The sequence below is a fragment of the Paraburkholderia eburnea genome, assembly GCF_002917095.1.
In the GTDB taxonomy this organism is placed as follows: Bacteria; Pseudomonadota; Gammaproteobacteria; order Burkholderiales; family Burkholderiaceae; genus Paraburkholderia; species Paraburkholderia eburnea.
Map to the genome: position 1 here is coordinate 67,797 of NZ_PQGA01000014.1, position 20,976 is coordinate 88,772.

The following is a 20,976-nucleotide window of genomic DNA, read 5'->3' on the forward strand; positions in this document are numbered from 1 at the left end:
TCGATGGTGCTCACGCGGCGGGAAACCACGTCCGCACGCGGCCATAAAGATCGATGAAGCGCGCGTAGCGTTGTGCGAGCGCGGCGTCCTCGCGCGGCTGCGCCACACGCGTGGACGCGGGCGCGAGCGCCGCGAGTTCGTCCATGCGCCAATGTCCGCTCGCCACGCCGCCCAGCAGCGCCGCGCCGCGCGTGGCGGCGTTCGGACAATCGATGGCGTCGAGCTGTGCGCCAAGCACGTCGGCGAGCAGTTGCCGCCAGCGCGGATCGACCGAGCCGCCGCCCGCGAGCTTGAGCGTCGCGATAGCCGCATCGGACGTGCCGCCGGCCTTCGCCTCACGCAAGGCTTCGAGGCCCGCGCGCAACGCAAAGGCCACGCCTTCGAAGGCGGCGCGCATCAGCACGCCGCGCGTGTCGCCGATACCCGCGCCGAGCCAGCCGCCGCGCGCCGCCGGGTCGAGCCACGGCGAGCGCTCGCCGCTCAGATACGGCAGGAAGGCGAGCGTGGGCGACGAAGGCGCGGCGAACGCGTCTTCATACGCTTGCGCCCAATCGTAGGCGAGCCATCCGCGCGCCGCTTCGAGCGCGACGCCCACGTTCTGCATCGCGGCCATCGCATACCAGCCGCCGCTCGCCGAGCGATAGCGATGCAGGCCCTGCCACACAGACGGCGCGGGCGGCGCCGTGCGCGCGGTGACGAGAATCTGGCCGCCCGTGCCGGTGGTGAGCAAGGCGTCGCCGTCTTCGCGCAGACCGCTGCCGAGCGCCGCACACGGCGTATCGCCCGCGCCCGTCGCGAGCACGACGCCTGCGGGCACGCCGAGCGCCTGCGCGGCATCGGCGTCAAGCGTGCCGCTGGCCGCGCCCGATGGCGCGAGCGGCGCGAACCAGCGCGCGGGCAATCCCAGCCGCTCGATCAAGGCGAGATCCCACGCGCCATCGGGCGCCGCCAGCGCCGTCGCGCAGGCATCGGACGGGTCCGCGACAAACGCCTCCCGCGCCGCCCCCGCGAGCCGCACGCGCAGCCAGTCCTTCGGTTGCAGCGCCCAGCGCGCGGCATCGGCTATCGCGGGTTCGTGTTGCAGCAGCCAGCGCAGCAGCGGCCCCGCCATGCCGGGCGCAACGGGATTCGACGCCGCGCCTTCGGTGTCCTCGGCCCAGGCATCGAGCAAGCCGCGCGCGCGCGTGTCGGGCCACAGCATCGCGGGACGCAACGCGCGGCCCGCCGCATCGGTGAGCACGACGCCGTGCATCTGCCCGGAGAAGCCGATGCCGCGCACCGCCGCGCGCTCGCTCCCGGGCAGCCGCGCACAGGCTTCGACGAGCGCGCGCCACCAGCGCTCGACATCGATTTCGGCCCAGCCGGGCTGCGGCGTATCGAGCGTATAGGCGACGCTGGCGACGGCGCGCTCGACGCCCCACTCGTCGACGAGCGCCACTTTGAGCGAACCGGTGCCAAGATCGATGCCGAGAAAGCGCGTCTGCGATGCGTTCATGCTAGATGGTGGAGAGAGGATTGAGACCGCGCGCGGGGTGTCGAAGACTGGATCGCGACGGCCAAAGCAGCCATGATAGCGATACCGTTTGTCCGTCGCGAGCCATCCGCGCAAGCGAATGGCACAGCGGGTGAATCGATGCGGATTCGACCCAGTTCGCACGCGTTCACAGCCTGTTCGCGGGTTAACCCGTGGACTTGGCGAGCGATGCAAAATGGCTCATATGCGCCACGCGAAATAGACATCATAAGAACGCGACCATGTGCGCTGCGCCTCGCCGCCCCTTCGTCCAGCATCGGCGAGACGCCTGGCGTCACGCGGACATCGTCGCGTGCGCCCTCCCCCAAAAGCCCCGCAATCCTTTCCAGCGCCTGAAAAGCGGCCTTAACGCCGTCTGACAGCGCCGGGCGCACTCCGCCGCGACGCGCCGCAGCATCGCCGCGCGCCCATCCCAATAGTTGGTACGGCCCCGATAAAGCGCGTCAAACCGGCCGCGCGCATATCGCCCCCGGAAAGCACGGAATAGTCCCCAGTGGTCTTGTTGCTTATTTTCGTCCCGCATACCTTGGAGGCCATATTCCCAAACGAAGATGGAGAGAGACGACATGCAGCCCCAGGGTATCGAAAGGGAGCAGGCCCAGTCCCGACAGCGTGGCCGCGACCAGGTTCACCCGTGCGACGAGCGCCTGCCGTTCGGCCAGCTTCTCACGCTCGGCATCCAGCACGTGCTCGTGATGTACGCGGGCGCCGTGGCGGTGCCGCTCATCGTCGGCGGCGCCATCGGCCTGCCGAAAGATCAGGTCGCCTTCCTCATCAGCGCCGACCTGTTCGCCTGCGGCATCGCCACGCTGATCCAGACGCTCGGCCTGTGGATCTTCGGCATCCGCCTGCCCGTCATCATGGGCTGCACGTTCGCCTCGGTCGGCCCGATGATCGCCATCGGCACCAATCCGCAGCTCGGCATTCTCGACATTTTCGGCTCGACCATTGCGGCGGGCGCGATCGGCATCGTGATCGCGCCGCTGATCGGCAAGCTGTTGCGCTTCTTCCCGCCCGTCGTGGTGGGCACGGTGATCGCCGTGATCGGCCTGTCGCTGATGGAAGTGGGCATCAACTGGGCCGCGGGCGGCGTGGGCAATCCGCATTACGGCGATCCGATCTATCTCGGCCTCTCGCTGATCGTGCTGATGCTGATCCTGCTCATCAACAAGTTCGGCCGTGGCTTCGTGGCCAATATCTCGGTGCTGCTCGGCATCGTTGCGGGCTTCGCGATCGCGATGGCGCTGGGCCGCGTGAGCCTCGACGGCGTCACGCACGCACCGTGGGTCGGCTTCGTCATGCCGTTCCACTTCGGCCTGCCGAAGTTCCACATCCTGCCGATCGCGACGATGGTGATCGTGATGTTCGTGACCTTCATCGAATCGACCGGCATGTTCCTCGCCGTGGGCGACATGGTCGAGCGTCCCGTCGATCAGGCGACGCTCGTGCGCGGCCTGCGCGTCGATGGCCTGGGCACGCTGATCGGCGGCATTTTCAACTCGTTCCCGCACACTTCGTTCTCGCAGAACGTCGGCCTGATCGGCGTGACGGGCGTGAAGAGCCGCTACGTCTGCGCGATGGGCGGCGTGATCCTCGTGCTGCTCGGCCTGTTTCCGAAGATGGCGCAGATGGTGGCTTCGGTGCCGCCCTTCGTGCTCGGCGGCGCGGGGCTTGTGATGTTCGGCATGGTGGCCGCGAACGGCATCAAGGTGCTCTCGAAGGTCGATTTCGTGAAGAACCAGCACAACCTGTTCATCGTCGCGGTGAGCGTGGGCTTCGGCCTCGTGCCGGTGGTTTCGCCGCACTTCTTCTCGCAACTGCCGCCCGCTCTTTCGCCGATCTTGCATAGCGGCATCCTGCTGGCTTCGGTGTCGGCGGTCATCCTCAACATCATCTTCAACGGCGTGAAGAGCGAACGCGCCGCCGAGCGCGACATCCGCCGCGCCGGTCACGATCTCGACGGCCGCCATGCGCACGATGCGTCAGGCGATCAGGCCGGTCAGGAAATGCCGCGCACGGCGGCGCACTAAGGTGCGCTAGCACCGACGGGCACACCGGGTCGACGCGAGAGGTGCCCCGAGCGCGCATTGGGCGCGTGCCGGGGCCTTTTGCTGGTTTGGCGTCACGGGAAACCGTGACGCCTTTTTTATGGGTGCCAGCCATCGGCATCAAACAATCAAAGGTATTCGATAGCGACAAGCCAGGCGCCTGCCTAAGATGCGGCCACATCAGAGGCAATCGCGCCGCGCCGGTCCCGTAACGCATCCCATCATGCGGTCCCCCGCTCGCGCATCATTCAGCAGAGGCCGGCATGTTCAAGAAAACCGTTGATTCGTGGGATGTCTTCGATACGCTCGTGGGGCGTTTTCATATCCTGCCCGAAAGCGTCTTCGACCTGATGGCGCCAAAGACCGGTCTGCCAGGCTTCAAGGCCGCACGTCTGCAGGCCCAGCGCGATCTGGACGCCATCGGCAAGCCTTACGATCTGCGCGAAATCTACCGGCAGTTCTGCCGCTCCACGGGAGCCGACGCTCGCACGACGGCACCGGCACTGTTTGCTCTCGAAGTCGCGACGGAACTCGAACAACTCATTCCCGTGCGCGCGCAAATCTCGCAGGTCGCGCGCGGCGACCTGATCGTGTCGGACATGTATATGCCCGAAGACGTCATCACCGACATCCTCCAGCGCGTTTGCGGGCTTCGGCAGAATCGTTATCCGCCGGTCGTGGGCAACTGGGGCAAGAGTACCGGCACCGTCTGGACAGCGATCCTGCAGCACTACATCGTGCGCCGTCATCACGGGGACAACCTGCACGCGGACATCGCCGTGCCGCAGCGCTTTCGCCTCAGCACGCAGCACGTGACGGATACCGGCGTGACGCCGTGGGAAAACACCTTGCTGCAGGCCGGAATGAAGGAAGCCGCTCTGGCGCTGCGCGAGGTGCGTCTGCGTTGTATGCCCGCAAGCGCGGGGGCATTCGAACATGCCGTGGCCGGCGAATTCCTTGCGATGCTCCTGCTCTACGCGCTCTTCCTGCGGCTTCACGCAGAGGAACACGATATCCGCCACTATCTGTTCGCCGCGCGCGAAGGCGTCCACCTGTCCGCCGTGTTCCGGGCGCTGATGCCGGGTTTCGATAGCGAGACCATCGACTTCAATCGCCGCCTGCTGGCCTCCGGTTGCGCGGATAGCTGGTTTCGCTCGCGCATCACGCCACACAGCGCCATCGTCGATGTGGTCGGTACCGGGCGCAGCGTCGGGCAATTTTGCACGCGAACGGACACTTCGGTGCCGCTCGTCACGCTGCTGGCCACCAGCAAAGCGCTATTGAACGCGCAAGAGATCGCGACGCGCGAGCGGATCGGCTTTCATGCGATCGTGGAGGCGTCGTGCGCGGAACAGAAGTTCGACGCGATAGAAGCGCTGATGGATCCGGGTTATCCGTCGGTTCACGAGCTGGCCATCGACGCGGGGTCGCGTGCCGTCGTGCGTGTGATGACACCCGACGACCAGACGCAACGTGAGCGGGAGTGCGCGCTCTTCGTGGCCAACGCCGTGGGCGAACTCGTCGAGGTGATCCACCGGCGCTCGCTGCGCTTCGACGGCGTGAGCAAGGCGCAGATCAAACCGCTGTTGCACCAGGCGGTGGACAAGCTGCAGCAACTTCAGCATCACGTCAATTCGCCAAGCTACGCCCTGAAAAACAGCTATCCGCAGCGAACCTACGAGGCGGGGCAAAAGGCTACTGCGTGAGCACTGAAAGGCCGGAAAAAACACGCGGATAAAAAAACGCCACGGTCACCCGTGGCGTTTTTACTTCGAGGTCTGCAGACGGACCGATCAACCCGCCGTCGCAGCCGGCGCCGAAGCCGCCGCCGGTGCGCTGGCCGCGCCGTAATCGACCGGCGCATCGGCCGGACGCGGCGTCTCGCCTGCGTGCTCGATCCAGCCGCCGCCGAGTGCGCGATACAGATCGACGAGGTTGGTCAGGCGCGCGAGGCGCGCCGTGATGAGCGCCTGCTGTGCCGTGTACAGGCTGGTCTGCGCGGTGAGCACCGGCAGATAGCTGTCCACGCCGTTCTTGTAGCGCAGTTCCGACAGGTCGAGGCCACGCTGGTTCGCGAAGGTGCTGCGTTCGAGCGCCCCGATCTGCTGATCGTAGGTGCCGCGCGCCGCCAGTCCGTCCGCCACTTCGCGGAATGCCGACTGGATCGCCTTCTCGTAGTTGGCGATTTCAATGCGCTTCTGCACGTTCGCGAGTTGCAGGTTCGCGATGTTCGAACCGCCTTCGAAGATCGGCAGCGTGACCTGCGGCACGAAACTCCATGCCGCCGTGCCGGCCTTGAAGAGGCCGCCGAGCGACAGGCTTTCGGTGCCGAACGCCGCCGTCAGCGAGATCTTCGGGAAGAACGCCGCACGCGCCGCGCCGATATTGGCGTTCGCCGCGAGCAGCGTTTCTTCGGCTTCCATGATGTCCGGACGCCGCGTGAGCAGGTCGGACGGCAGGCCCTCCGGAATATCGGCGACGAGGTTCTGGCCGTCGAGCGGCAGGCCTTGCGGCAGGTCCGCCGGCAGCGGCTCGCCGATCAGCAGCACGAGCGCGTTCTCGGCCTGCGCACGGGCGCGCATTTGCGCCTGCAGGTTGGCCTGGGCGTTCTCGACCACGGTCTGCGCCTGACGCAGATCGAGTTCGGTGCCCGTGCCGGTCTCGAACTGGGCCTTCGTGATGTTGTACGAATCCTGCGCCGTCTTGAGCGTGTCCTGCGTGACCTTCAGGAGGTCATCGTCGGAGAGCATCGTCAGGTACTGGTCCGCGACCTGCGAGACGAGCGAGATTTCCGCCGACTTGCGCGCCTGCGCCGTGGACAGGTACTGCGCCAACGCCTGGTCCTTCAGGCTGCGCACGCGGCCCCAGAAGTCGATTTCCCACGACGCCTGCACGCCCACGTTGTAGACGCTGTACGGATTGGTCGGCGCGGTCTGCAAGGCCGTCGGCACGCGCGTGCGCGTGTCGGTGCCCGTACCGTTGATGGCCGGGAACAGATCGGCGCGCGTGATCTGATACTGCGCGCGCGCCGCCTCGACGTTGAGCACCGAGACGCGCAGATCGCGGTTGTTCTTCAGCGCGATCGCGACCAGTTCCTGCAGACGCGCATCGATGAAGAAGTCGCGCCAGCCGATCTCGGTGGCGGCCGCGCCGTTGGCGCTGTGGCCAGCCGCCGCACCGCTCGCGCCGTTTGTGCCATTCGCACCATTCGCGCCCGGCTGCGTCGCATAGACGCCGCCCTGCGGGAAAGTCTGCGAAACCGGCGCGTCCGGGCGGTGATACCACGGCGCCATCGTGCAGCCCGCGAGGAGCGCTGCGGCCGCTGCAATTACGGATAGTTTATGCATCTCAATGTCCTTCCTTGCCCGGGCCGTCGTTGCCGCCAGCGCCGCCACCATTGCCGCCACCCGTGCCGCCGTTGTCGGCGTCGTGGTCGTGCGCGTGGTGCTCTTCATAGTGCTGGAGCGCCACATCCGGGTCTTCCTTCTCGCCGGCGAACTTCGCGCGGATCACCACGAAGAACATCGGGATCATGAAGATCGCGAGGAACGTCGCCGTCAGCATCCCGCCGATCACGCCCGTGCCGATTGCGTGCTGCGAAGCCGAACCCGCGCCGTTACTGATCGCGAGCGGCAGCACGCCCAGAATGAACGCGAGCGAGGTCATCAGAATCGGCCGCAGACGCAGTCGGGCGGCTTCGAGCGCCGCTTCGATCGGGCCCATGGTGCCTTCCGCCTGCAGGTCGCGGGCGAATTCCACGATCAGAATCGCGTTCTTCGCCGACAGACCCACGGTGGTCAACAGCCCCACCTGGAAGAACACGTCGTTTTCCAGACCGCGCAGCGTCACCGCCAGCAGCGCGCCGAGCACGCCGAGCGGCACCACCATGATGACCGCGAACGGAATCGACCAGCTTTCATACAGCGCCGCGAGACACAGGAACACGACGAGGATCGAGATGCCGTACAGGATAGGCGCCTGCGAACCCGACTGACGTTCCTGGAACGACAGGCCGGTCCACTCGTAGCCGATGCCCGCGGGCAGCTTCGCCGCGATCTGCTCCATCGCCGTCATCGCCTGGCCGGTCGACTTGCCCGTGCTGGCCGCCCCCTGGATTTCCACCGCCGAGATGCCGTTGTAACGCTCGAGCTTCGGCGAACCGTAGGTCCACTGGCCGCTTGCGAACGAGCTGAACGGCACCATCCCGCCCGCGCTGTTGCGCACGTACCAGAGGTCCAGATCGGTCGGCGACATCCGGAACGGCGCGTCGGACATCACGTACACCTTCTTGATCCGGCCATCGACGTCGAGGAAGTTGTTCACGTACGACGAAGCCCAGCCGATCGAGAACGTGTTGTCCACCGCCGCCGACGTCACACCGAGCGCTTCAGCCTTCTCGCGGTCGATGTTGATCTGGTACTGCGGCGTGTCGTTCAGGCCGTTCGGACGCACGAGCGCAAGCGACGGATCCTTCGCCGCCATGCCGAGCAGCATGTTGCGCGCTTCCATCAGCTTCTCGTGGCCGACACCGCCGCGATCCTGCAGTTCGAAGTCGAAGCCCGATGCCGTGCCGAGTTCAGGAATCGACGGCGGATTCACCGGAATCACCATCGCGTCTTTGTAGCTCGAGTAGTGCGCGAACACGCGGCCGACCAGCGCCTGGACCTTCTGGTCCGCGTGCTGACGATCCTTGTAGTCCTTCATCCGCACGAACACGAGACCCGAGTTCTGGCCGCGACCCGCGAAGCTGAAGCCGTTCACCGTGAACGTCGACTCGACGATCGATTTTTCGTCGTTGAGCAGATAGTTCTGGATGTTGGCCAGCGTGCGCGCCGTGGTTTCCTGGGTCGAGCCCGAAGGCGTCTGCACGATCACGAACATCGTGCCCTGGTCCTCATCGGGCAGGAACGACTTCGGCAGGCGCACGAACAGGAAGCCCACCGCGACGATCACGGCCAGATAGATGATGAGCCAGCGGCCCGAGCGCTTGATGACGTGGTGCACGCCGCTGTGATACTTGTCGCGGCTCTTGTCGAACGTGCGGTTGAACCAGCCGAAGAAGCCCTTCTTCTCTTCGTGGTGGCCCTGCGGGATCGGCTTGAGGATGGTCGCGCACAGCGCCGGCGTCAGAATCAGCGCGACGAGCACGGACAGCACCATCGCCGCCACGATCGTCAGCGAGAACTGACGATAGATGGCGCCCACGGAACCGCCCGAGAACGCCACCGGCACGAACACGGCCGACAGCACGAGCGCCACGCCCACCAGCGCGCCGGTGATCTGGCCCATTGCCTTGCGGGTGGCTTCCTTCGGTGGCAAGCCCTCCTCCGCCATCACCCGCTCGACGTTTTCCACCACCACGATCGCATCGTCCACCAGCAGGCCGATAGCGAGCACGAGGCCGAACATCGACAGCGTATTGATGGAGAAGCCCACCGCCGCCATGATCGCGAACGTACCCAGCAGCACCACCGGCACCGCGATCGTCGGAATCAACGTCGCGCGCAGGTTTTGCAGGAACAGGTACATCACGAGGAACACCAGCACGATGCCTTCCAGCAGCGTCTTGATCACTTCCTCGATCGACAGGCGCACGAACGGCGTCGTGTCATACGGGTACTTCACGACGAGGCCGTGCGGGTAGTACTTCGACAGATCGTCGATCTTCTGGCGCACGAGCTTCGCGGTCTGCAGCGCGTTGGCGCCCGTCGCGAGCTGAATACCCAGACCGGCGGTCGGCGCACCGTTGTACTTCGTGTCGAAGTTGTAGTTTTCGCCGCCCAGACCAATGCGCGCCACGTCCTTCAGACGCACCTGCGAGCCGTCCTGATTCACCTTCAGCAGGATGTTGCCGAACTCTTCGGGCGTGTGCAGCAGCGTCGATTCGGTGATGGTCGCCTGGAACGACTGCCCCGCCACCGACGGCGTGCCGCCCAGCTGACCGCCCGCGATCTGCACGTTCTGCGCGGTGATCGCGGCCGTCACGTCGCTCGGCGTGAGGCTGTAGTTGGTAAGCTTGTTCGGATCGAGCCACACGCGCATCGCGTACTGCGAGCCGAACAGCGTGACCGTACCCACGCCGTCGATACGGCTGACCGGATCTTCGATGTTCGACGCCACGTAGTTCGCGAGGTCGTACTTGGTCATGCTGCCGTCTTCGGACACGAACGCCAGCACCAGCAGGAAGCTGCTGCTCGATTTCGTGACCTTGATGCCGAGCTGCTGCACCACCTGCGGCAGAATCGGCGTGGCGAGCTGCAGCTTGTTCTGCACCTGCACCTGCGCGATGTCCGGATTGGTGCCCGCGGCGAAGGTCAGCGTAATGGTGGCCGTGCCCGAGTCATCGGACGTGGACGACAGATACAACAGATGGTCGAGACCGCTCATCTGCTGCTCGATCACCTGGGTGACCGTGTCTTCCACCGTCTTCGCCGACGCGCCCGGGTAGGTCGCGCTGATCTGGATCGACGGCGGCGCGATGGTCGGATACTGCGCGACCGGCAGCGTGAACACCGACGCCACACCCGCCAGCATCAGAATGATGGCGATCACCCACGCGAAAATCGGGCGATCGATAAAGAACTTTGCCATGAAACAGGCTCCCTGTTATTGCGCAGCGGAGGCAGCGGGGGCGGATGCAGCGGGGGCAGGCGATGCGCCGGATGCGCCCGATGCCGCGCCTGCGTTCGCGTAACCCGAAGCCGTCGCCTGGTCCGCCGAAGGCGCGCCCGGCGGGGGCGGCGGCGGCAGATGCGCGTCCACGGCCTTGACCTCGGCGCCCGGCTTCACTTTTTCGGTGCCTTGCACGATCACGCGGTCGCCCGCGCTCAGGCCGCTTTCGACGATCCAGTCCTGGCCTTGCGAGCCCGACGTGACGACCGGATGCAGCTCGACCTTGTTCTGCTGGTTCACCACGAGCACCGTCGCCTGGCCCTTCTGGTCGTGCTGGACGCCCACTTGCGGCACGAGGAAGGCCTGATCGTTGGTGCCTTCGTCGATGCGCGCGCGCACGAACATGCCCGGCAGCAGCACGCGGTCCGGGTTCGGGAACAGCGCGCGGATCGTCACCGAGCCGGTGGTCTGATCGACCGTGACGTCGGTGAACTGGAGCTTGCCCTGCTGCGCATAGGTGCGGCCGTCTTCGAGCACGAGCGAGACCTTGGCGGCGTCGGGGCCGTTGGTCTTCAGGCGCCCTTCTTCGATCTCGCGGCGCAGCTTCAGGCCGTCGAGGCTCGACTGCGTGAGGTCCACGTACATCGGGTCCATCTGCTGCACGGTCGAGAGCAGCGTCGCCGCGCTCGCCTGCACGTAGGCGCCAGGCGTGACCTGCGAAATGCCGACCTTGCCGGTGATCGGCGAAAGCACGTCGGTGTAGCCCAGGTTGATCTGGGCGGTGTCGACCGAGGCCTTGCCGGCATCGACGTCGGCCTGGGCCTGACCTTGCGCGGACACGGCGTTGTCGTAGTCCTGCTTGCTCACCGCGTTGGCCGAAACGAGCACCTTGTAGCGCGCGACGAGGGCGTTCTGCGTGACGAGATTCGCCTTCGCCTTCGCCAGCGACGCCTTGGCGTTATTGAGCGTGGCGATGTACGGCGCCGGATCGATCTTGTACAGGCGCTGACCGGCCTTCACGACCGAGCCTTCGGTGAACTCGCGGCGCAGCACGATACCGTCGACCCGTGCGCGCACCTGCGCGACGAGGAACGCATTGGTGCGGCCCGGCAGTTCGGAGACGACCGGCACGGTGCTCGGCTGGACGGTGACGACACCCACTTCGGGAGTTTGCGGCGGCGGCGCCGACTGCTTTTGCCCGCACGCTGCGAGCACTACGGCAGCCGTCGCGAAGCTGATTAGGCGGAATGGAACCCGTTCGACGCGCATGGAGCGACCTCTGTCTATATCTGACAATTAAAAGCGTGCGGCGTCCTCAAAGAACGAGGACAACGACGCACGCCAGCATCTGGCAATACCTGACGAATAACCCGGTACTTCAAAGGCTCGATATCGGTCAGCAACATTCATCCGGGCTCTATTCGCGCGCCACCGCGGGGGCGTCGCGCACTGGGGTTTCTACGACCGCTGGGCCAGTGACGGATATTAACCGGACATCACTTCTCGAGGTATCCAGGTGGTGGGGTGGTATTATAGATACATTCGCGAATGAATGTTTAGGAACGCTTCAACCCACCCGAGGCGCGCCTGAAGAAGATTCCGCGCGTGACATCTATATTACAAATCAATACTTTGCTCGTCGGACCCCCAGATGCCTGGCCACCCCGTTAATCCGCCTGAAAGGCGCTAATTTCATCATGGCCCGACGTACGAAAGAGGAAGCGCAGGAGACGCGCAACCGCATTCTCGACGCAGCTGAACACGTCTTCTCCGAAAAGGGCGTCTCGCGCAGCTCGCTCGCCGATATCGCCCAGGCCGCAGGCGTCACGCGCGGCGCGATCTACTGGCATTTCGAGAACAAGGGCGATCTGTTCACGGCGATGTTCGATCGCGTGATCCTGCCGCTCGACGAGCTCAAGGCGGCTTCGGTCGATCCGGGCGAGCCCGATCCGCTCGGGCGCATCAAGGATCTCTGCACGCTTTGCCTGCAAGACACCGCCACCGACGCGCGGCGTCGGCGCGTGTTCGAAATCCTGTTTCTGAAGTGCGAGTTCGTCGAGGAAATGGGGCCGGTGATGGCGCGGCATCAGGCCAACATGCGCGAAGGGCTGATGCGGATCGAGGAAGGCCTGCGCAACGCGATGTCGAAGGGCCAGTTGCCCGCCGATCTCGACGCCGCGCGCGCGGCGCGCGTGCTGCACTCGTTCATCACGGGCGCGCTGCACGACATGGCCATCCTGCCGGACCAGTTCGATGTGGCGAAGCACGCGCAGCGTCACGTCGAGGCGATGCTCGACGCGCTGCGCCATAGCCCCGCATTGCGGGCAGATCCGGTAGCGGACAAATAAGCGAATAACCGCCGGACAAGCATCCCGGGCGAACTCGCCGAAGCGGGTCAGCTTTCGGCGAAACGGCGCGCGACGTAGAACAGGATCGCCACGAAGACGATCATCGCGGCCCAGGCCCAGCCGGGCATTACGTGCGGCGTGGGTTCGTGGCGCAGCGTGCTTGCCGCGCGGCCCGACAGCGTGCCGCCCGCCTGCTGCGGCAGCAGATGCGCGCGCCGCACGACCGCCGCGAGATTGATCGGCCGCAGGAACACATGCTGACGGCGCGGCTCCTTCCCGCGCGCGCGATTGGGCGCCTGGCCATGCTTGGCCGCCACCACGGCGCAGAACTCCGTAAAGAACTCATCGGCCAGTTCGTGCAGCGCGTGTTCGATCTGGCGCGGCGGCAACTCGCCTAGCGGCCCGGTCAGCGTCGCCCACACCGAATAGTCGATGCGCGTGCTCAAGCCGTGCTCCGCCGTGGCCGGCGCAACCGCCGACGCCGCCCGCTCCTCCTCCCGCAGCGCCACGTCGATCTGCCCGCGCAGCGAGCCGATGCCGTCGGCGCGCGCGCGAAAGCTCAGCACGCGGCGCGGCTTGAGCGGCACCTCGGCGATGTCGCTTTCGATGTGAGCGCGCACTTCGTAACGCGCGCGCAGCGGTCCGAGCGGCACAGTGAGCGTGATCGCATATTCGCCGGGACCGAGCCTGCGGAACGACTCGCAGTGCTCCAGGCTCGCACGCACGAGCGCGGCGTCCTGGAGCGCCTGCCAGACGGCAGACGGCCCGAGCGGAATCCTCAACGCGTCGTTCAGTTCCATGGCGGCTCCCCGATAGCGGTGCGAGAAGGTCGGATTGTTGATTGTTGTCGGAGTTGGGCGAATCAGGACGTCTGGTCGATGCGGTCCACGCGCTGGACGTCGAACGCCAGATAGCCGCCGATGCCGCGCACGGTTTCGTGCGGCGCTTCGTAGCTCCAGGCGGCGTCTTCGATACGGCCGTCTTCGGTACGCAAATGGAAATACGCGGCGCTGCCCTTGTGCGGGCACGTCGATGTGCGCTCGGAGCGTTCGAGGCGCGCCATGTTCACGTCGGCGCGCGGGAAATAGAAAACGTCGGGGCAACCGGTTTCGCTGACGGTGAGCGCCGCGAGCGTGTCGGCAATCGTGATACCGCCGTGGATCACGCGCACGCGATGGCGGTTCACGATGATGTCGATGCGATGGCCGGCATCCGGTTCGACCGTCATGGTCCGCTCCTGATCGATGTGCGCCGCCCCAAGCCATTGGGGCTGGCGCATCGCCGCTGGTGTGCCGGGATGCCGGCGCGGCGCCGGTCCTGGCCAATGTTTGGTGCTGCTTGTGAACTGCTCCCTGACGGGCGCGCGGCCGGACATTGTCGCCCGCGTGCGTAACAGCGCGGTGAAACCCGGCGCGCAACACGCTTGAACCCGACGACGCAAGAAAGCCACGGCAGACCCGTGGCTTCATTATCGACGAAACTGCGCCGGCTTGCGCGACTTCGACGCAGGCCGGGCACAGGCGCGAAACCGCCCGCCAAGGAATGCGCGGAATGTGCGGTATCAGACGGTCAAAAGCTTAAAAGCGGCGTCAACGCGTGGCGTGCCGCCGCCCTCCCCTGTCCGCGCGAATCACCAGACGAATGACGCGCGCGCGCTGCCGTTCGAACCGACCGTCACGGCGCTGGTTTTATCGACGCCCGCGTGGCTCACGTGCACGGTGTAGCGGCCCGGGCGCACGCGCACGAGCATGTACGGCCCGCGCGACGTCGCGTCAAGGACGCTGGCGCCGTGGGCGTCGGTGATCTGCACATGGACATCGGCGAGGAACTCGGCCTTGCGGCCGGTGAAGCGCAGCGCGAGCGGCCACGAGTGCGCCGCCCCCTGCAGCGCCTTCGACTCGTCCTGGCCGACGCCGCCCGACACGTACGAGACGTCGCCCTGTTGCTGCACTTGCGGCATGCCGCCGCCGTTGGTGTTGCCGGCGCTGCTGTCGTCGCTGCTCGAACCGCCGACTGTGGCATTGCCCGTGGTGCCGTTCATGTTGTCGGTGCCCGCATTGCCGCCGGGCGGCATGGCCTGCTGCGCGAACGCAGGCTGGGTCATGCCCGCAAAGCCGATTGCACCGATCGCCAGGGTGGTCGCCAGTGCGGCGGCCGAAAGGACGGGACGCGTGTTACGAAACATCTTCATTGTGGCTGCTCCTCTTACAGGTTGCCGGTCCAGTGGGATGCGCAAAACCCATGCCCGTGGCCTGGTTAGAGGTATAGGCGAGCGGCTCCAGAGGCACAAAAGAAAACTGCCGTCGGGGCGCGAAGCCCGGACGGCAGTGAAAAGCGGTCTAACAAAATCGGTCGATAAAGCCGGTCGATAAAGCCGGTCGATGAAGCGCGGCAGACCGCTGGAGCGAACCGTTAGTGCAGTTGGCGCGTTCAGCCGAGATCGACCGGCACGAAGATCTGCGCGTCGTCGCGCTGGATCAGGAGGGCGATGCTGTTGCCGGCCTGCGCGATCATCTGCTTGAGCTGGTCGGCGCTGCTGACCGGACGGCCGTTCACGGCGAGAATCACGTCGCCCTGCTGGATGCCGGCGCTTTCCGCCGCGCCGCCCGCCTGCTCGACGAGCAGACCGTGATCGAGCGAGCTGTTGCTCTTCTCTTCCGGCGTGAGCGGGCGCACCGCGACACCCAGGCGACCCTGCATCTGCGACTGCTGCGTGTCGTTCGAAGCCACCTTGCTATCCGAAAGCGAACCGATGGTCGCGGTCAGATCCCTGGTGCCCTTGTCGCGCCAGATCTGGATGTCGGCCTTGGTGCCCGGCTTCATGCCCGCGATCAGCGCGGGCAGATCGGACGAATCGCCCACCTGCTCGCCGTTCACGGCCACGATCACGTCGCCGGGCTTCAGACCCGCCTTGGCGGCCGGACCGCTGGCGTCCACCGAACTCACGAGCGCGCCGTGCGGCTTGTCCATGCCGAACGAATCCGCGAGCGTCTGGTTCATCGACTGCACCGCGACGCCCAGGCGTCCGCGGCTTACGTGGCCGGTCTTGACGAGATCGTCCTTGACCTTCATGGCCTCGGTGATCGGGATCGCGAACGACAGCCCCTGGAAGCCGCCCGTCTGCGAGTAGATCATCGAGTTGATGCCGATCACTTCGCCCTGCAGATTGAACAGCGGGCCGCCCGAGTTGCCCGGATTCACCGGCACGTCGGTCTGGATGAACGGCGTGTAGTTCTCGTCAGGCAGCGAGCGCGACTTCGCGCTGATGATGCCCGAGGTCACGGTGTTGTCGAAGCCGTACGGCGAGCCAATCGCCACCACCCACTGCCCGACCTTGCTCTGGCGCGGATCGCCGATCTTCACCGTCGGCAAATCCTTGGCGTCGATCTTGAGCACCGCGACGTCCGACTGCTTGTCCGCGCCGACGACCTTGGCCTTGAATTCGCGCTTGTCGGTGAGCTTGACCGTCACGACGTTCGCGCCGTCGACGACGTGCGCGTTGGTGAGGATGTAGCCATCGGGGCTGATGATGAAGCCCGAGCCGAGGCTCGCGCTCGGCGTATCCGGCTGGGCGCCGCCGCTGCCGTCGCCGCCCATGCCCGGCATACCGCCGTAGAAGTGCTTGAAGAACTGATAGAACGGATCGCTCGGATCGATCGGCAATTGCTGCGAACCGCCGCCGCTACCACTACCGCCGCCGCCACGCATGGCGGTCTGCTTCACCACATGCTTGGCACTGATGTTGACGACCGCCGGGCCGTAGGTTTCCACGAGGCCCGAGAAGTCGGGAATGCCGGTCTTCGCCGCGGCTTCGGCGGGCATCATCGCGGCCTGGGCCGGCGTAATGACCTGCGGCGGCGGCACATCGCGGCGCCCGGCCACATAACCCGCCGACAATGCGACGGCAACGGCGATGGCCACGGCACTACGGGTGACGACTTTGGTATTCATAGTGGACTCCTTGCGCGGGATACGATCACGACGTAACGAAGGTTAAGCCGCGTCACTTAAAGGAGTCTTAATTCGGGAACTAATCCGCAAAGGCCCGTGTGGCGGGCCTTTGCGCGAGGCGGCGCGAGGCAGGGATCAATTCGGGGATCGATGCGGGCGCATCGATATTGAAGCGCCGGATTGAAAGCGAAACGGAAGCTTCAAAACCGCACCTCCACCTGCAACCCACCCGCAGGCGAATCGTCGAGCGTGATGGCGGCGCCATGCTGATCGGCAATGCGCCGCACGATCGCGAGTCCGAGGCCGGTCCCGGCCACATCGGTACGCGCGCGATTCACGCCCGCGCCCACGCGATAAAAACGATCGAACACGCGCGCGCGCTCCTCCACCGGAATGCCCGGCCCGCTATCCGCGATACGCACAAGCGGATGTCCGTCCTGCACCAGCAGGCTCACGTCCACACGGCCGCCCGCGGGCGTGTACTTGGTCGCGTTGTCGAGCAGATTGTTGAACATCACGCGCAAGGCATGGGCATCGCCGTCCACCTGGGCCGCAACGCTTTCTTCGATGCCGAGATCCACGCCGCGCTGCTGCGCGAGCGGCGCATAGTTGAGCACGCAATCATCGAGAAGCGCATGCAGATCGACGCTTTGCGCGCGGGCGTGGCCATCGGGTTCGGAGCGGGCCAGCGCGAGCAGTTGTTCGGCCAGGCGCGTGGCGCGCGTGACGCCCGTTTGCAGATCGCCGAGCGCTTCGCGGCGCGTCTCGTCATCCTTTGCGCGCGCAACCAGTTGCGCCTGGATCTGCACGGCCGCGAGCGGCGTGCGCAATTCGTGCGCGGCATCGGCGACAAAGGCCTTTTGCGTGTCGAGTGCCTGCGCGAGTCTTTCGAGCAGCGCGTTCAACGCATGCACGAGCGGCATCACCTCGCGCGGCAAACGCTCTTCGGGCAGCGGATCGAGCGCCTCGGGATGACGCGTATCGAGCGCGCGCGCCACCCGCGAAAGCGGCTTGAGACCGCGCCCCACCACCATCCACACGGCGAGCCCCAGAAACGGCATCAGCACGATCAACGGCCAGAGCGTGCGCAACGCGACATTGGCGGCCAGACGGTTACGCACCGACACCGGCTGCGCAAGCTGCACGACGTTGTCGCCGACGATCGCCCCATACACGCGCCAGTCGCCGCGATCGGTCTTCTCGGTCGAGAAGCCGAGTTCCGCGCGCGGCGCGAGCGGCGCGCGCGGATGCGAGTAATACATCAGGACACCGTTGCGATTCCAGATCTGCAGCACGATGCCCTCGTCGCCGGTGTCGCGCGAACTGAGGATCTCGTTGAACGGCTCGGAGGGCAGCGCCTCGGCGATCTCCTGCAACTGGTAATCGAACAGCTCGTTGGCTTCCGCGAGCGCCTGGCGATAAATCAGCCAGCCCGCGAGGCACACGCCCGCGACCACGATCGCGAGCAGCCAGAACAGCAGTTGTCTTCGTATTGAACTCATCCAGAACCCGTCAGCGCGCCTGCGTCATCAAGCATCCTTCGCGACCATGTAACCGAGGCCGCGCACGTTGCGGATCAGATCGGCGCCGAGCTTCTTGCGCAGCGCATGGATATAGACCTCGACGGTATTGCTGCCGATCTCCTCGCCCCAGCCGTACATTTTTTCTTCGAGCTGGGTCTTGGAGAGCACGGCGCCCGGGCGCGCGAGCAACGCTTCGAGCAGCGCGAATTCGCGCGCGGACAGCGCCACGGGCGCGCCGTCCTGGGTGACCTGGTGCGAGGCCGGATCGAGCGTGATCGAGCCGTGCCGGATCGTGGAATCGCTGCGGCCCGATTGACGGCGGATCAGCGCGCGCATGCGTGCGCCCAGTTCGTCGAGATCGAACGGTTTGATGAGGTAATCGTCGGCGCCCGCATCGAGTCCCTTCACCCGATCCGCGATGGCGTCGCGCGCGGTGAGGATCAGCACGGGCAGCGCATTGCCGCGCGCGCGCAGCGTGCGCAGCACGTCGAGGCCGTCGCGCCGGGGCAGCCCGAGATCGAGCAGCATGAGGTCGTAGTTTTCGCCGCTTGCGGCAGACAGCGCGGCTTCACCGTCCTCGACCCAATCGACCGCAAAGCCTTCGCCGCGCAGCGCCTTGCGCACGCCCTCGGCGATCATGCGGTCATCTTCGACTAGCAGTATTCGCATCGTAGTGAACTGGCAGAGCGGCGCCGGAGCGCCGCGATTCGTGGATGAGGTGAATGAGGTGGATGACGATGGCTGCATTCTAGCGCCTCGCCATGGCGTTCCCTTTCAAAGCGCAATCGGGCTGGAAACGCGAACCTTGCAGCCAACCTGTGCTGGCGTAACCTTCGTCCACCTTTTTGCCGATATCGCACGGATATCGCGCCGATTTCTCGCCAACGACGCACGCACGCCACGCGAGGTCTTTACAATGGGCGCTTTTGCGGCGCGCGATGCCGCGATGTCGATTGCGCCCCTTCATGCCCTTTCGTTCGTGGGTGTTCGTTGGCGTCGGCGCACGCATCGCGAATGCGACGCGACCGTGAGTTTTTTGCTGTTTTTTACCGCTATTTTCCGCGTCCGCGCGCGGCCCTGCATGGTCCATGCAGGTTCCCGCGCGGCCCCTGCGTGACCGCTACGCGGCCTTCCGGCCGCCCAAATTCAACGCTTTTCATGCCGCCCGTTTCGCTGTCCCGACTACGCACTTTCCTCCGTCCGACGCGCGCACCGCGTCCCCTCGCGCTCGCCCTCACCCTCGCCTGCGCCGCGCTCGCCACGGCCTTCGCCGGCGTGCCCGCCGCCCAGGCCCAGCCCGAAGGCGCGCCGCGCCTGCCGGCCGTCAACGTCAGCACCGACCTGCCGCCGAGCGTGATGGCGGGCCTCGCGCGCGCGCACGTGCCGCTGTCGGCGGTGAGCGTGGTGATCGAGAAGGTCGGCGACCGTCAGCCGAGCCTCGCCGTCAACGCGGGCCAGCCGATGATGCCTGCCTCGACGATGAAGCTCGTCACCACCTGGAGCGGCCTCGCGATGCTCGGCGCCGACTATCGCTGGAAGACGAGCGCCTATACCGACGGCGAAGTCGACGCGAGCGGCACGCTGCACGGCAACCTCTACATCAAGGGCACGGGCGACCCCAAGCTCGTGCCCGAAGAGCTGATCGACCTCGTGCAGAAGATCCGTCAGGCGGGCGTGACGCGCATCGAAGGCGCGCTCGTGCTCGACAAGAGCGAATTCGATCCCTCCACGCGCGATCTGCCCTCGTTCGACGGCGACGAAAGCGCGCCTTATAACGTCGGCCCCGATCCGCTGATGTACGCATTCAAGGCGCTGTCGTTCACGTTCTCGCCGTCGCGCGATGGCGTGTCGATCGACGTCGTGCCGCCCGTCGCGCAATGGCAGATCGACAACCAGATCCATGAGCGCGCAGGCTCGTGCGGCGGCATGCTGCCCAGCCCGCAGGTCACGCCGGGCGCCAACGGTCTCGTGACCGCCAGCTTCGCGGGCAACTACGCGATGCGCTGCGGCGAGCGCACGCTCAACATGGCCGCGCCCGTCGATCACTCGACCTTCTTCGCGGACGGTTTCCTCGCGCTCTGGCAACAGGCCGGCGGCACCTTCGCGGGCACCACGCACGAAGGCGTCGTGCCGCCGCGCGCGCGTCTGCTGGGCGTGCATCAGAGTCCGCCGCTGGGCGATGTCGTGCACGACATCAACAAGTTCAGCAACAACGTGATGGCGCGCAATCTGTTCCTGACGCTGGGCGCCGTCGAGGGCAAGCCGCCCGCGACCACGGCGAAGGCGGCCACGGCCGTCACCACGTTCCTGCGCCGCAACGGCCTCGCCATGCCCGAGCTCGTGCTCGACAACGGCTGCGGCCTCTCGCGCGAAGAACACATCAGCGCGCTGTCGCTCGCGAACCTGCTGCAGACGGCCAACGCAAGCCCGGTCGCGCAGGTGTTCATCGATTCGCTGCCGATCGTGGGCGTGGACGGCACCATGCGTAACCGTCTCACCAACGCGGGCGTGGGCGGCAACGCGCACATCAAGACCGGCACGCTGCGCGACGTGCGCGCGATCGCGGGCTACGTGGCCGCCGAGAACGGCACGAGCTGGATCGTCGTGAGCCTCATCAACGATCCGCACGCCGAAGCCGCGCGCGCCGCGCACGACTCGCTGCTCGAATGGGTCTACCAGGGCATGCCGGAAGAAGCGCCGGTCTATGTCGATCCGCATCCGAAGCGCTCGACCAAAGCGTCGCGCGCGGGACACGCCTCGAAGCCGGTGGAACGGGCCACGCACGTCGAACGCGTCGAATACAAGGCGACGGCGAAAAAGAAGAAACACGCCGCGCATTGAGGCATCGACACTTACGCTAATGCGCCCGGTGAGTACGCGCTCGCCGCGTATTTCAGTGCGCCGGCTTTTGACGCTTTGAGGACGCCTGGAAAACGTCTTCAAGGCGCTCAAATGCCGCG

15 protein-coding genes are annotated in these 20,976 nt (G+C 66.0%); 5 read left to right on the top strand and 10 right to left on the bottom strand.

The genetic code is table 11. The features are described from left to right. Positions 1-10 precede the first annotated feature (10 nt). Positions 11-1,495 (bottom strand): xylulokinase, encoded by a 1,485-nt coding sequence (locus B0G62_RS22040; protein ID WP_103706334.1) that lies wholly within the window; start codon positions 1,493-1,495, stop codon positions 11-13. Positions 1,496-2,100: 605 nt separating this feature from the next. Between B0G62_RS22040 and B0G62_RS22045 the strand changes: the two genes are divergently transcribed. Next, positions 2,101-3,564: a nucleobase:cation symporter-2 family protein gene (locus B0G62_RS22045; protein ID WP_103706335.1), complete on the top strand. Its 1,464-nt coding sequence runs from the start codon at positions 2,101-2,103 to the stop codon at positions 3,562-3,564. Between the two features lie 281 nt (positions 3,565-3,845). After that, on the top strand, positions 3,846-5,288 hold the full coding sequence (locus B0G62_RS22050; RefSeq protein WP_103706336.1) for a hypothetical protein: 1,443 nt from the start codon (positions 3,846-3,848) through the stop codon (positions 5,286-5,288). An 87-nt stretch (positions 5,289-5,375) separates the two neighbouring features. Here B0G62_RS22050 and B0G62_RS22055 read toward each other — a convergent pair whose 3' ends face one another. The 3 genes from B0G62_RS22055 to B0G62_RS22065 are packed head-to-tail and all read right to left on the bottom strand — an operon-like array spanning position 5,376 to position 11,463. Next, positions 5,376-6,929, bottom strand: a complete 1,554-nt coding sequence (locus B0G62_RS22055) for an efflux transporter outer membrane subunit (RefSeq protein WP_103706337.1) — start codon at positions 6,927-6,929, stop codon at positions 5,376-5,378. A 1-nt stretch (position 6,930) separates the two neighbouring features. Beyond that, positions 6,931-10,173 (bottom strand): efflux RND transporter permease subunit, encoded by a 3,243-nt coding sequence (locus B0G62_RS22060; protein ID WP_103706338.1) that lies wholly within the window; start codon positions 10,171-10,173, stop codon positions 6,931-6,933. Between the two features lie 15 nt (positions 10,174-10,188). Continuing rightward, a complete protein-coding gene (locus B0G62_RS22065) occupies positions 10,189-11,463 on the bottom strand; it encodes an efflux RND transporter periplasmic adaptor subunit (protein WP_103706339.1) in 1,275 nt (424 codons plus the stop codon). A gap of 428 nt (positions 11,464-11,891) precedes the next feature. On the opposite strand from B0G62_RS22065, the gene B0G62_RS22070 reads away from it, so the two are divergent. Further along, complete coding sequence (locus B0G62_RS22070) at positions 11,892-12,542, top strand: TetR family transcriptional regulator (protein WP_103706340.1); 651 nt, start codon at positions 11,892-11,894, stop codon at positions 12,540-12,542. A 47-nt stretch (positions 12,543-12,589) separates the two neighbouring features. Here B0G62_RS22070 and B0G62_RS22075 read toward each other — a convergent pair whose 3' ends face one another. The 6 genes from B0G62_RS22075 to B0G62_RS22100 form a co-directional block, all read right to left on the bottom strand. Beyond that, complete coding sequence (locus B0G62_RS22075; protein ID WP_103706341.1) at positions 12,590-13,342, bottom strand: SRPBCC family protein; 753 nt, start codon at positions 13,340-13,342, stop codon at positions 12,590-12,592. A gap of 62 nt (positions 13,343-13,404) precedes the next feature. Next, positions 13,405-13,770, bottom strand: coding sequence for a DUF427 domain-containing protein (locus B0G62_RS22080; protein ID WP_103706342.1), 366 nt, complete (start codon positions 13,768-13,770; stop codon positions 13,405-13,407). 402 nt (positions 13,771-14,172) lie between these two features. Then, positions 14,173-14,733 (bottom strand): carboxypeptidase-like regulatory domain-containing protein, encoded by a 561-nt coding sequence (locus B0G62_RS22085; RefSeq protein WP_103706343.1) that lies wholly within the window; start codon positions 14,731-14,733, stop codon positions 14,173-14,175. 239 nt (positions 14,734-14,972) lie between these two features. After that, on the bottom strand, positions 14,973-16,493 hold the full coding sequence (locus B0G62_RS22090; protein ID WP_103706344.1) for a DegQ family serine endoprotease: 1,521 nt from the start codon (positions 16,491-16,493) through the stop codon (positions 14,973-14,975). A 200-nt stretch (positions 16,494-16,693) separates the two neighbouring features. Continuing rightward, positions 16,694-17,995 carry an ATP-binding protein gene (locus tag B0G62_RS22095; RefSeq protein WP_103706345.1) on the bottom strand — a complete coding sequence of 434 codons (1,302 nt, stop codon included), beginning with the start codon at positions 17,993-17,995 and terminating at the stop codon, positions 16,694-16,696. 27 nt (positions 17,996-18,022) lie between these two features. Then, positions 18,023-18,685 carry a response regulator gene (locus B0G62_RS22100; protein ID WP_103706346.1) on the bottom strand — a complete coding sequence of 221 codons (663 nt, stop codon included), beginning with the start codon at positions 18,683-18,685 and terminating at the stop codon, positions 18,023-18,025. A 40-nt stretch (positions 18,686-18,725) separates the two neighbouring features. Between B0G62_RS22100 and B0G62_RS31405 the strand changes: the two genes are divergently transcribed. Together B0G62_RS31405 and dacB are read left to right on the top strand one after the other, a co-directional pair. Then, on the top strand, positions 18,726-19,133 hold the full coding sequence (locus B0G62_RS31405) for a hypothetical protein (RefSeq protein WP_146055340.1): 408 nt from the start codon (positions 18,726-18,728) through the stop codon (positions 19,131-19,133). 41 nt (positions 19,134-19,174) lie between these two features. Beyond that, positions 19,175-20,857 carry a D-alanyl-D-alanine carboxypeptidase/D-alanyl-D-alanine endopeptidase gene (gene dacB, locus B0G62_RS22110; RefSeq protein WP_103706348.1) on the top strand — a complete coding sequence of 561 codons (1,683 nt, stop codon included), beginning with the start codon at positions 19,175-19,177 and terminating at the stop codon, positions 20,855-20,857. The last annotated feature ends 119 nt before the right edge of the window (positions 20,858-20,976 follow it).

What these genes read in the sequence shown, in the direction of transcription:
- B0G62_RS22040 (WP_103706334.1), bottom strand. Translation starts at nt 1,495, where the DNA reads ATGAACGCATCGCAGACGCGCTTTCTCGGCATCGATCTTGGCACCGGT.
- B0G62_RS22045 (WP_103706335.1), top strand. Translation starts at nt 2,101, where the DNA reads ATGCAGCCCCAGGGTATCGAAAGGGAGCAGGCCCAGTCCCGACAGCGT.
- B0G62_RS22050 (WP_103706336.1), top strand. Translation starts at nt 3,846, where the DNA reads ATGTTCAAGAAAACCGTTGATTCGTGGGATGTCTTCGATACGCTCGTG.
- B0G62_RS22055 (WP_103706337.1), bottom strand. Translation starts at nt 6,929, where the DNA reads ATGCATAAACTATCCGTAATTGCAGCGGCCGCAGCGCTCCTCGCGGGC.
- B0G62_RS22060 (WP_103706338.1), bottom strand. Translation starts at nt 10,173, where the DNA reads ATGGCAAAGTTCTTTATCGATCGCCCGATTTTCGCGTGGGTGATCGCC.
- B0G62_RS22065 (WP_103706339.1), bottom strand. Translation starts at nt 11,463, where the DNA reads ATGCGCGTCGAACGGGTTCCATTCCGCCTAATCAGCTTCGCGACGGCT.
- B0G62_RS22070 (WP_103706340.1), top strand. Translation starts at nt 11,892, where the DNA reads ATGGCCCGACGTACGAAAGAGGAAGCGCAGGAGACGCGCAACCGCATT.
- B0G62_RS22075 (WP_103706341.1), bottom strand. Translation starts at nt 13,342, where the DNA reads ATGGAACTGAACGACGCGTTGAGGATTCCGCTCGGGCCGTCTGCCGTC.
- B0G62_RS22080 (WP_103706342.1), bottom strand. Translation starts at nt 13,770, where the DNA reads ATGACGGTCGAACCGGATGCCGGCCATCGCATCGACATCATCGTGAAC.
- B0G62_RS22085 (WP_103706343.1), bottom strand. Translation starts at nt 14,733, where the DNA reads ATGAAGATGTTTCGTAACACGCGTCCCGTCCTTTCGGCCGCCGCACTG.
- B0G62_RS22090 (WP_103706344.1), bottom strand. Translation starts at nt 16,493, where the DNA reads ATGAATACCAAAGTCGTCACCCGTAGTGCCGTGGCCATCGCCGTTGCC.
- B0G62_RS22095 (WP_103706345.1), bottom strand. Translation starts at nt 17,995, where the DNA reads ATGAGTTCAATACGAAGACAACTGCTGTTCTGGCTGCTCGCGATCGTG.
- B0G62_RS22100 (WP_103706346.1), bottom strand. Translation starts at nt 18,685, where the DNA reads ATGCGAATACTGCTAGTCGAAGATGACCGCATGATCGCCGAGGGCGTG.
- dacB (WP_103706348.1), top strand. Translation starts at nt 19,175, where the DNA reads ATGCCGCCCGTTTCGCTGTCCCGACTACGCACTTTCCTCCGTCCGACG.